General features: G+C 72.7%; 13 protein-coding genes and 1 tRNA gene. 5 read left to right on the top strand and 9 right to left on the bottom strand.

From position 1 onward, the window contains the following. Positions 1-226 (top strand): hypothetical protein (locus ACZ6ZR_RS26210; RefSeq protein WP_465646227.1); only part of this gene is annotated, 226 nt, incomplete at its 5' end. Then, positions 223-1,143 carry a C40 family peptidase gene (locus tag ACZ6ZR_RS26205; protein WP_465646225.1) on the top strand — a complete coding sequence of 307 codons (921 nt, stop codon included), beginning with the start codon at positions 223-225 and terminating at the stop codon, positions 1,141-1,143. The genes ACZ6ZR_RS26210 and ACZ6ZR_RS26205, both read left to right, overlap by 4 nt. Positions 1,144-1,200: 57 nt before the next feature. Here ACZ6ZR_RS26205 and ACZ6ZR_RS26200 read toward each other — a convergent pair whose 3' ends face one another. Further along, the gene (locus tag ACZ6ZR_RS26200; protein ID WP_465646223.1) at positions 1,201-2,172 is read right to left on the bottom strand and encodes an aldo/keto reductase; all 972 of its coding nucleotides are present in this window, start codon (positions 2,170-2,172) and stop codon (positions 1,201-1,203) included. A gap of 155 nt (positions 2,173-2,327) precedes the next feature. Between ACZ6ZR_RS26200 and ACZ6ZR_RS26195 the strand changes: the two genes are divergently transcribed. Both ACZ6ZR_RS26195 and ACZ6ZR_RS26190 read left to right on the top strand, forming a co-directional pair. Beyond that, positions 2,328-2,528 (top strand): hypothetical protein, encoded by a 201-nt coding sequence (locus tag ACZ6ZR_RS26195; RefSeq protein WP_465646221.1) that lies wholly within the window; start codon positions 2,328-2,330, stop codon positions 2,526-2,528. A 160-nt stretch (positions 2,529-2,688) separates the two neighbouring features. After that, positions 2,689-3,576, top strand: a complete 888-nt coding sequence (locus ACZ6ZR_RS26190) for a tyrosine-protein phosphatase (RefSeq protein ID WP_465646219.1) — start codon at positions 2,689-2,691, stop codon at positions 3,574-3,576. Between the two features lie 4 nt (positions 3,577-3,580). Here ACZ6ZR_RS26190 and ACZ6ZR_RS26185 read toward each other — a convergent pair whose 3' ends face one another. From ACZ6ZR_RS26185 to ACZ6ZR_RS26150, 8 genes are all read right to left on the bottom strand, one after another. Next, a complete protein-coding gene (locus tag ACZ6ZR_RS26185; protein WP_465646217.1) occupies positions 3,581-4,525 on the bottom strand; it encodes an RNA polymerase sigma factor SigF in 945 nt (314 codons plus the stop codon). Positions 4,526-4,683: 158 nt separating this feature from the next. Continuing rightward, positions 4,684-5,619, bottom strand: a complete 936-nt coding sequence (locus ACZ6ZR_RS26180; RefSeq protein ID WP_465646216.1) for an RNA polymerase sigma factor SigF — start codon at positions 5,617-5,619, stop codon at positions 4,684-4,686. Positions 5,620-5,858: 239 nt separating this feature from the next. After that, the gene (locus tag ACZ6ZR_RS26175; protein WP_465646214.1) at positions 5,859-6,152 is read right to left on the bottom strand and encodes a Dabb family protein; all 294 of its coding nucleotides are present in this window, start codon (positions 6,150-6,152) and stop codon (positions 5,859-5,861) included. An 85-nt stretch (positions 6,153-6,237) separates the two neighbouring features. Beyond that, on the bottom strand, positions 6,238-6,402 hold the full coding sequence (locus ACZ6ZR_RS26170; RefSeq protein ID WP_345287128.1) for a hypothetical protein: 165 nt from the start codon (positions 6,400-6,402) through the stop codon (positions 6,238-6,240). Positions 6,403-6,842: 440 nt separating this feature from the next. Beyond that, positions 6,843-6,932: transfer RNA gene (locus ACZ6ZR_RS26165), tRNA-Ser, on the bottom strand. 44 nt (positions 6,933-6,976) lie between these two features. Then, positions 6,977-7,474, bottom strand: coding sequence for a tRNA adenosine(34) deaminase TadA (tadA, locus tag ACZ6ZR_RS26160; RefSeq protein WP_465646212.1), 498 nt, complete (start codon positions 7,472-7,474; stop codon positions 6,977-6,979). A gap of 38 nt (positions 7,475-7,512) precedes the next feature. Further along, positions 7,513-8,061: a tRNA adenosine deaminase-associated protein gene (locus tag ACZ6ZR_RS26155; protein WP_465646210.1), complete on the bottom strand. Its 549-nt coding sequence runs from the start codon at positions 8,059-8,061 to the stop codon at positions 7,513-7,515. Positions 8,062-8,246: 185 nt separating this feature from the next. After that, a complete protein-coding gene (locus ACZ6ZR_RS26150; protein ID WP_345287121.1) occupies positions 8,247-8,453 on the bottom strand; it encodes a hypothetical protein in 207 nt (68 codons plus the stop codon). A 164-nt stretch (positions 8,454-8,617) separates the two neighbouring features. Between ACZ6ZR_RS26150 and upp the strand changes: the two genes are divergently transcribed. Continuing rightward, positions 8,618-9,253 carry a uracil phosphoribosyltransferase gene (upp, locus tag ACZ6ZR_RS26145; RefSeq protein WP_465646208.1) on the top strand — a complete coding sequence of 212 codons (636 nt, stop codon included), beginning with the start codon at positions 8,618-8,620 and terminating at the stop codon, positions 9,251-9,253. The last annotated feature ends 54 nt before the right edge of the window (positions 9,254-9,307 follow it).

The raw sequence follows: 9,307 nt of genomic DNA, 5'->3' as shown, positions 1-9,307 counted from the left end.
CGCCGAGCTGGACGCGGGCCTGCGCACCGTGCTGGTGGACGACGCGGTGGAGGCCGCCGCGCTGGCCGTCCGCCGCCTGGAGCGGGCCACCGCCCACGAGTTGGACGAGGCCGCCCGCAGCGCGCTGATGGAGCAGCTGCTGGTCGCCTTCGTGGCCCCCGCCGGGGTCGCCGCCGTGCCGTCCCCGGCCGCCCGGGCCGGACGCAAGGAAGGAAAGCCCGCGTGAGGATATCCACCTCCCCCGCTCTGATCGACTTCTCCGACGCCCCCGTCGAGGACTCCCCGTGCGACTGCCCGCCGTGCCGGGAGGCGGGCCGGGTCAGTGCCGCCGCCCGTGAGCAGGCGGATCCGGGGCGAATACACCGGGCGGTGCGCGCCACCTGCGTGGCCACCACGGTGCTGGCCGGTGCCGGCACGGTCGGCCTCGGTCTGGGTGCCGCGAACGCCAATGCCGCTGCGGGGGACCAGGGTTGGGACGGTTCGAAGTACTGGTTCAAGAACGCCTCGGGTGAGTGGCGCTACACCAGCCACCTCTCCGTCTACCAGTCCCGCACCGGGAGTTCCTCCGGTCAGTCCACCAACTCCGGTGGCATCACGCAGGGTTGGGACGGCTCCCGGTACTGGTTCAAGAACGCGTCCGGCGAGTGGCGCTGGACCAGCCACCTCTCGGTCTACAACTCCCGTACCGGCGGCGGCTCCGACCAGCCCCAGCCCCAGCCCCAGCCCCAGTCCAAGCCCCAGCCCCAGCCTCCGGCGCCGCAGCCGGACCGCCAGGGATCCTCCTCGGTCGAGGCCGCGATCTCCTACGCGACGGCCCAGCTCGGCAAGCCCTACCTCTGGGGCGGCAACGGCCCGTCCGGCTACGACTGTTCGGGCCTGGTCCAGCAGGCCTACCGCCGTGCGGGCATCTCCCTGCCCCGGGTGGCCGACGACCAGTACGCCGCCGTCACGCCGATCGGCGCGGGCCAACTCCAGCGCGGGGACCTGCTGTTCTGGTCCAACAGCAGCCGCGCCTCCGGCATCCACCACGTCGGCATCTACCTGGGCGACAACAAGTTCCTGGAGGCCGCCCGCCCCGGCACCCGGATCCGGATCTCCACCCTCAGCCAGGGCTACTTCCCGACCCACCTCGGCCGCCCGTAGCCGCCGCGGCGCGGGCCCGGGGCCCCATCGGCCGCCCCGGGCCCGCGCGACGGTCCGTCAGCCCGCCGAAGCGGTGTCCAGCAGCTCCAGCTCCTCCGCCGTCAACTCCAGCCGGACGCCCGCCAGCAGGGCCGGCAGCTGCTCCACCGTCCGCGCGCTGGCGATCGGTGCCGCGACGGTCGGCTGCGCCGCCACCCAGGCCAGCGCCACGCTCGCCAGGGCCGCCCCGCGACCCTCCGCGATCCGGTCCAGCGCCTCCAGCACGGCCAGGCCGCGACCCTCCGTCAGATGGCGCGAGGCGCGGGCCGACCGGACGCTGTCCACCTCCGGGCCGCCCGGCCGGTACTTGCCCGTCAGGAAGCCCGAGGCCAGCGCGTGGTACGGCACGGCGGCCAGCCCGTGCCCGGCCGCCACCTCCGCCAGCTCGCCCTCGTAGGTGTCGCGCGAGACCAGGCTGTAGTTCGGCTGCACCGCCACGTAGGCCGCCAGGCCCTCGGCGGCGGAGTGCGCCAGCGACTCGGCCAGCCGGTCCGCGCCGATGTTGGAGGCGGCCACCGCCCGGACCTTGCCCTCCCGGACCAGCTCGTCCAGCACGCCGACGATCTCCGCCACCGGCGTCCCGAGGTCGTCCACGTGGGTGTAGAGCAGGTCGACGTGGTCCAGGCCGAGCCGGCGCAGCGAGGCCTCGGTGGCCGAGCGCACGTTGGCCGCCGACAGTCCCGGCGCTTCCGCGTGGGCGCCGACCTTGGTGGCGACCACCACCGCGTCCCGGCCGCCCCGGCTGCGCAGCCACTCGCCGATGATCACCTCGGACTCGCCGCCGGTGTTGCCCGGCACCCAGCTCGAGTACACGTCGGCGGTGTCCACGAAGTTGCCGCCCGCCTCGGTGTAGGCGTCCAGTACGGCGAAGGAGGCGTCCCGGTCGGCGGTCCAGCCGAACACGTTGCCGCCGAGGGCCAGGCGGGAGACGGAGAGGTCCGAGGTGCCGAGGGTCACCCGGTGGGGAGCGTCACTGAGGAGGTCGGTCATGAGGGTGATCCAACCGCACCGTTCACCGGCCCGCGCCGCTTCTCCACAGGTCTTCACAGGGCCGTCGTACGCCCGTCGCAGAGCTGCCAAGGGCCGCCCCGAACGAGGGGGTCCGGGGTGTCCGTCCACCTGCGGAGTTGGCTAGAGTCCGTGCCATGGCTGACAACGACTACGACCCCGCCGGCAGCACCCAGATGTTCCGGGCCTTCGTCGACGAGACCCCGGCCCCGCAGGCGCCCGGCTCGGTGACCACCTACGGCAGCACCGGCGGCAGCAACCGCACCGGTCTGGTGATCGGTCTCGCCGTGCTCGGCGTGGCGATCCTGGGCGCCGTCATCTGGCTCGCCGTCAAGTGACGTCCGCGTAGCGGCAGGTGGCGGGGCACGCCGCGGAGGTGCGCCGCGCGCCACCGCGCGCCCTGCCACCTGCCGGGACGCCCTCCGGGGTACGGATCCGACCCGCCTACACTGGCGCGGAAGACTCGTACGCCTGTTCCAGCATGCCCCGGAGGCCCCCGTGACCCAGTCCCTCGAGCAAGCCCGCAGCCTCGGACTGGCCGGCGCCTCCAACGCCCGTGACCTGGGCGGCTACCGCACCGCGGACGGCTCGGTGGTGCGCCACGGCGTGGCGCTTCGCGCCGACGCGCTGCACCGGCTGACCGAGCAGGACGGCGTGGCGCTGCTCGCCGCCGGGGTGCGCCGGGTGGTCGACCTGCGGAGCTTCGGCGAGGTCCGGGAGGCCGGAGCGGACCGCATACCCGGCCTGCCGGTGGCCGCCCTGGCCGAGCTGCAGCAGGCCGAGGGCACCGCCGCCGCCCTCACCGTGGAGGGCGAGCTGACGCTCCACCACCTGCCGGTCTTCGCCGCCGACTTCGACGTCTACGTGGCCCTGCGCGACGCCCTCGCCGACCGTGACCCGGCCCGCCAGCGCGAGCTGCTCGGCAACGGCCGGGCGGCCGGCATCATGACCGGCCTCTACCGCTGGTTCGTCACCGCCCCCGAGGCCCGCGAGCGCTTCGCCGAGGTGCTGCGGCTGCTGGCCGCGCCGGACGGCCCGCCGGTGCTCTTCCACTGCTCGGCCGGCAAGGACCGGACCGGCTGGGTGGCCGCCCTCGCCCTCACCGCGCTCGGCGTCGACCGCGAGACCGTCTACCGGGACTACCTGCTCACCAACGAGCGCTCGGCCCGCGTGGTCGACCACCTGATGGAGAGCTTCGGCACCTCCGGCCTGATGGAGGACCCCTCGCTGCTGCTCCCGGTGCTCCGGGCCGAGCGCGAGTTCCTGGACGCCGCCTTCGCCGAGGTGGAAGCGGGCTGGGAGAGCTTCGGCCACTTCTGGCGCGACGGCCTCGGCCTGGACGACACCGTCCTGGCCGGCCTCCGCGCCAACCTCCTCGAGCCGTAGACCGCTACTCGCTGGTCAGCCCGTTCCGCAGCTGGCTCAGGGTCTTGGTGAGCAGCCGGGAGACGTGCATCTGCGAGATGCCGATCTCCTCGCCGATCTGGGACTGCGTCAGGCCGCCGAAGAACCGGAGCATGATGATCCGGCGCTCGCGCGGCGGCAGCTTGGCCAGCAGCGGCTTGAGCGACTCGCGGTACTCGACCCCCTCCAGGGCCAGGTCCTCGTAGCCGAGCCGGTCGGCCAGCGGGCCGTCGCCGTCCTCCTCACCGGGCGTGGAGTCCAGCGAGGAGGCGGTGTACGCGTTCCCCACCGCGAGGCCCTCGACCACGTCCTCCTCGGTGACGCCGAGGAAGACCGCGAGCTCGGCCACGGTGGGGGAGCGGTCCAGCTTCTGGGAGAGCTCGTCGCCGGCCTTGGTGAGGGCCAGCCGCAGCTCCTGGAGCCGTCGCGGCACCCGGACCGACCAGCTGGTGTCCCGGAAGAAGCGCTTGATCTCGCCGACCACGGTGGGCATCGCGAAGGTGGGGAACTCCACCCCGCGCTCCGGGTCGAAGCGGTCGATCGCCTTGATCAGGCCGATCGTGCCGACCTGGACGATGTCCTCCATCGGCTCGTTCCGGCTGCGGAAACGGGCGGAGGCGTACCGGACCAGCGGCAGGTTCAGCTCGATCAGGGTGTCGCGGACGTAGGTGTGCTCCTCGCTGCCCGGCTCCAGGCCGGCCAGCCGGGCGAACAGCGAGCGCGAGAGCGTCCGGGTGTCCAGCCCCTTCTCGGACACGGGCCGCTCGGAGGCCGCCCGGTCAGCCGTCGCCTGCGCGGGGATCGCGGGAATCGCCGGAATCGTGGCGATCTCCACCACGACCACCGGCTCCGGTGACGGCCCCGGCACCGCCACGGACGCGAGCGTGGCGGCCGTACCGTGGCCCTCCGCGCTGCCCAGTTCTGCGGACATGCTCCACCCCCTCGTGACCGACTGTACAACGGGCACTACCCAGCGACAGTTCCCGGCTTCGGACTTCCCCTCCAGCTCCATACCGGCCCAGGCGCCCCGGCAAACCCGAACGTCGCAAGATGTCACGCCGCAGTGACGCACGGCTACCCGTCGCGGCGTCACTCCTCCCAGGAGTTCCCGGTCCGCAGACGGGTCAGGATTCTGGACAGTAGTCGGGACACGTGCATCTGCGACATACCGAGCTCGGTGCTGATCTGGGACTGCGTCAGGTTCGCGAAGAACCGGAGCATGATGATCCGCCGCTCCCGTTCGGGCAGTTGCACCAGCAGGTGGCGCACCATGTCCCGGTGCTCCACGTCGGCCAGCGCCGAGTCCTCGTAGCCCAGCCGGTCCAGCAGGGCCAGCCCGCCCTCGTGCTCCTGCGCCGCCTCCAGCGAGGCCGCGTTGTACGCCCGCCCGGCCGCCAGGCAGGCCCGGACGTCCTCCTCCGGGATCCGCAGGTTGGCCGCGATCTCCGGCACCTTGGGCGAGCGCCCGTGAGTGACCGTCAACTCCTCCATCGCGCCGCTGACCTGGACCCACAGCTCCTGGAGCCGGCGCGGCACGTGCATGGTCCGGACGTTGTCCCGGAAGTACCGCTTGATCTCCCCGAGGATGGTCGGCAGCGCGTACGTCGGGAACTGCACGCCCCGGGTCGGGTCGAAGCGGTCGATCGCGTTGATCAGGCCGATGGTGCCGACCTGGACGATGTCCTCCATCGGCTCGTTCCGGCTGCGGAAGCGGGTCGCGGCGTACCGCACCAGCGGGATGTTGGCCTCGATCAGCGCCGCCCGCACCCGGTCCCGCTCCGGCGCGCCCGGCGGCAGCTCCGCCAGCCGCTCGAACAGCACCCTGGTGAGCGTCCGCACGTCCACCTGGCCCCGGCCGGTGCCGCCGCCGCTGCTGCGTACCTCGGGCACCGTCACGCCGTCCGGTCGCTCCGGCCGGTCCGTCGGCTCGGCCTGCTCCGGCGGCCCGGGCCGCTCCTCGCCGGGCCTCGCCTCGCCGGTCTCCGGCGCACTGCTGTCCTGACTGTCCTGCGTCCGCACGGCCACGCCACCCCTCCCACGCCCTGTGGCCCGGACCACCGGTGGTGGGGTCCGCCGCCCGTCGCTCACCAGGTCCGGCAAAAACGGTCATAGCATCACAAGTCGTGCACATCGTGAGCAAGCACCCGTAGTAGGCGTGTTGGCGGATAGTCAGGAGAGCTGCCGGGGTACGGAACGGCCCCCCGGCGCTACACGCGCCAGGGGGCCGAAGGGTGCTTTGGGTACGACCTGCCAGCGAACCGGCCTCAGACCTCGATGTCCGCGATCACCCAGGTGGCGAACTCACGCCACTGTCCGGCGGCAGCCTGATGGGCCGGGTGGCCCAGGTACGCGGCCAGCGCGTCGCGGTCCTCGACCAGGCTGTTGATCGCGTAGTCGTAGGCGATGTCCCGCTCGGTGGTGTTCCAGCCGCACTCCCACTCGCGCAGCTCCGGGATCAACCCGCCGAGCTCCTCGAACGCCTTGGCGCCGGCCACCGCACGCCCGTCGTCCTTGCCGACGCCGTCGTTGAGCCTGAACAGGACCAGATGCCGAATCACGATGCCGCTCCCAGCGGGTCGAGGGTGTGTGCCGCAGTGCCCGCCCACCGTAGCCCCCGCCGGCGCGGCCCCGCCCTCCCGTCCGCTAGCTGACCAGCCCCGTCATGAACGTCCCGACCGCCTTCGCCGCGTCCGAGATCCCCACGAACCCCGACTGCACCAGCTCGGCCGCCCGCGTCGGAGACGTGATCACCGTGTAGATCACGAAGATCAGCAGCAGCCACATCCCGATCTTCTTCGCCTGCGCCACCCTGCTCGCCGCCTCCCGCTAGCCCACCTGGCCCACCACCCCACGCAGCTTATCGACCGGACGGCCCATCAGGTCAGCACCCCGTTCACCCCCCCAGGACGAAGGTCCCCCCAAGACGGGCCCTTCTCCGCTCGCCCACCCCCACCCCGTCCAGCAGGATGGAACACGTACCAAGGGATCTGGCAGGAATCCCCGGTACGAGGACCGGAGCTCCCCGCTGTGGGACCGGGCGTCGTGGCTTCCCCCCGACACGACCCCGGTTGTGGGACCTCCGCCCGGGGCAGCCGTCCGTCCCCCCGGGACGGCTGCCCCCTCAACAGGCCTCGCACTCACCCCGGGCCACGGTGGTCAAAGCCCCGAGTGCGGGGCCTTCTCCATGCCCGGTTTCCCGGAAATGCCGAAGGGCCCCGATCCAGTGGATCGGGGCCCTTCGGTCTGTCTGGCGGTAGCGGTGGGATTCGAACCCACGGTGAAGTTGCCCCCACACACGCTTTCGAGGCGTGCTCCTTTGGCCGCTCGGACACGCTACCGAGACGAGACTCTACCGGATGGGGTGGGTGGGGACGAAATCTGTTCAGCGGTGGATGTCGAACCAGGTGCGGAGCTGGTCGGCGCAGGCGGGGGCGAGGACGCCGGGGATGACTTCGGGGCGGTGGTTGAGGCGGCGGTCGCGGACGACGTCGAAGAGGGAGCCGGCGGCGCCGGCCTTGTCGTCGAGGGCGCCGTAGACGACGCGGTCGAGGCGGGAGAGGACGATGGCGCCGGCGCACATGGTGCAGGGTTCGAGGGTGACGACGAGGGTGCAGCCGCTGAGACGCCACTCGCCGAGGGCGGCGGCGGCCTGCCGGATGGCGACCACCTCGGCGTGGGCGGTCGGGTCGCCGACGGCCTCGCGTTCGTTGTGGCCGCGGCCGAGGACGGTGCCGTCGGGGCCGAGCACGAGCGCCCCGACCGGTACGTCGCCGGTGGCGGTCGCGAGTGCGGCCTCGTCGATGGCGAGGCGCATCGCGTCCGTCCAGCGGTCGCGTACCGGGTCGGGGCGTACGGGGGCCGGGAGCGGGGCGATCTGCATGGGACCAGTGTCGGGCATCGGGGCCGCCCGTCAGGGCCTCAGCGGACCGCCTCCAGGACCTCGCCGCAGCCGATCGCCTCGGCGATCTCGCCGAGCGCGTCGCCGGGCAGGGCGCCCTCGCCGCTGAGCTCGCGCAGGCCGTCGGCGGCCAGGCCGAAGTCGGCGAGGAGTTCGGCGTCGCCGAGCGGGCCGATCGGGACGCCGTCGTGGCCGTCGACGGTGGGTTCGTCCTCCTCGGAGTCGGTCCCCTCCTCGGAGTCCTCGTCGAGGTCGACCAGCCGGTCGAGCTCGTCGAAGTCGTCGGCACCGCGGTCGAGGAGTTCGTCGGTGAGGATCGAACCGTAGGAGCTGCGGGCAGCGGCGGCTCCGTCCGAGACGAAGATCCGAGGATCGTCCTCGCCGTCCACCCGGAGGACGGCGAACCACGCGTCCTCCTGCTCGATGAAGATCAGGACGCTGTCGTCGTCCTGGGCCGCCTCCCTGGCCAGGTCGGCCAGGTCGGTCAGGGCCTCGACGTCGTCCAGTTCTGTCTCGCTCACGTCCCACCCGCCGGAGGTGCGAGCAAGCACTGCAGCGAAGTACGCCACCAGGGACTCTCCCAAGATTGGTCTCGGCTGTCGGCGATCTCGGGCGGGCGCGGCCTGGCCGCCCCCGCGCCGGGTGCGGCCCGTCGTTCGGACCGTCCCTCCGGCATCGTGACAGAAAGCCGGGCGGTGCGGGGAGTGTTCGGCAGCGCGTCTTCGCAGGTCGTGTCGGAATGACCGGTGCACCGTCAGATTCGGAAGGTTCGCATCCGGAGGGCTTCGCGCATCCTGCGCTCCTTGGTGCGCCGTGGCTGCACCCTCGCGCGGAGCTCGCGGGCCTCGGCCAGCTCGCGCAGGAAGACTGCGCGCCGGCGGCGGCGTTCGGCTTCGGTCTCGTGCGGGACCTCGGGCTCCTCTGTCGAGCGAGGCCCGGGTGCCGGGGTGCTGCTCTTCATAGGGTCCGACTTTCCCAGATGTGTCCGGTAAATACCACAGCTGGTGCGCCGCTTCGGCGACCGGTCGCGGCGGGTCTCCGCGCGGGGGCGGCGAAGCCCGCAGGTCGGGAGGGGTGCGGCCCGGCCGGTCGTACGGGTGTGCCGATGCCCGTTATGGTCGGAACATGCGTCTCCATGTCGTCGACCACCCCTTGGTGGCCCACAAGCTCTCCACCCTGCGTGACGAGCGCACCGACTCGCCGACCTTCCGTCGGCTCACCGACGAGCTGGTCACCCTGCTCGCCTACGAGGCCACCCGGGACGTCCGGACCGACGAGGTGGAGGTCACCACCCCGGTCGCGGTCACCACCGGGACCAGGCTCAGCTACCCGCGCCCGCTGGTGGTGCCGATCCTGCGCGCCGGTCTCGGCATGCTGGACGGGATGACCCGGCTGCTGCCGACCGCCGAGGTCGGCTTCCTCGGCATGGTGCGGAACGAGGAGACCCTGGAGGCCTCCACCTACGCGACCCGGATGCCGGACGACCTCTCGGGCCGTCAGGTGTACGTGCTGGACCCGATGCTGGCCACCGGCGGCACGCTGGTCGCGGCGATCCGGATGCTGATCGAGCGGGGCGCCACCGACGTCACCGCCGTGGTGCTGCTGGCGGCGCCGGAGGGCGTCGAGGTGATGGAGCGTGAGCTCGCCGGTCTGCCGGTCACCGTGGTGACCGCGGCCGTGGACGAGCGCCTGAACGAGAACGGCTACATCGTGCCGGGCTTGGGCGATGCGGGCGACCGCCTGTACGGCACCGCCGGCTGAGCCTGCGCGGCCACGAGAACGGACACGAGAAGGGCCCCACCCCCCGACGGGGGG

This window comes from Kitasatospora sp. NPDC088742, from assembly GCF_055584905.1.
Note: the sequence above shows the minus strand (reverse complement) of the source record. Positions and strands in the feature narration are given on the sequence as shown.

Coding starts and splice junctions, on each gene's coding strand:
- ACZ6ZR_RS26200 (WP_465646223.1), bottom strand. CDS start 2,172: ATGACCGACCTCCTCAGTGACGCTCCCCACCGGGTGACCCTCGGCACC.
- ACZ6ZR_RS26195 (WP_465646221.1), top strand. CDS start 2,328: ATGGCTGACAACGACTACGACCCCGCCGGCAGCACCCAGATGTTCCGG.
- ACZ6ZR_RS26185 (WP_465646217.1), bottom strand. CDS start 4,525: ATGTCCGCAGAACTGGGCAGCGCGGAGGGCCACGGTACGGCCGCCACG.
- tadA (WP_465646212.1), bottom strand. CDS start 7,474: ATGCAGATCGCCCCGCTCCCGGCCCCCGTACGCCCCGACCCGGTACGC.
- ACZ6ZR_RS26150 (WP_345287121.1), bottom strand. CDS start 8,453: ATGAAGAGCAGCACCCCGGCACCCGGGCCTCGCTCGACAGAGGAGCCC.
- upp (WP_465646208.1), top strand. CDS start 8,618: ATGCGTCTCCATGTCGTCGACCACCCCTTGGTGGCCCACAAGCTCTCC.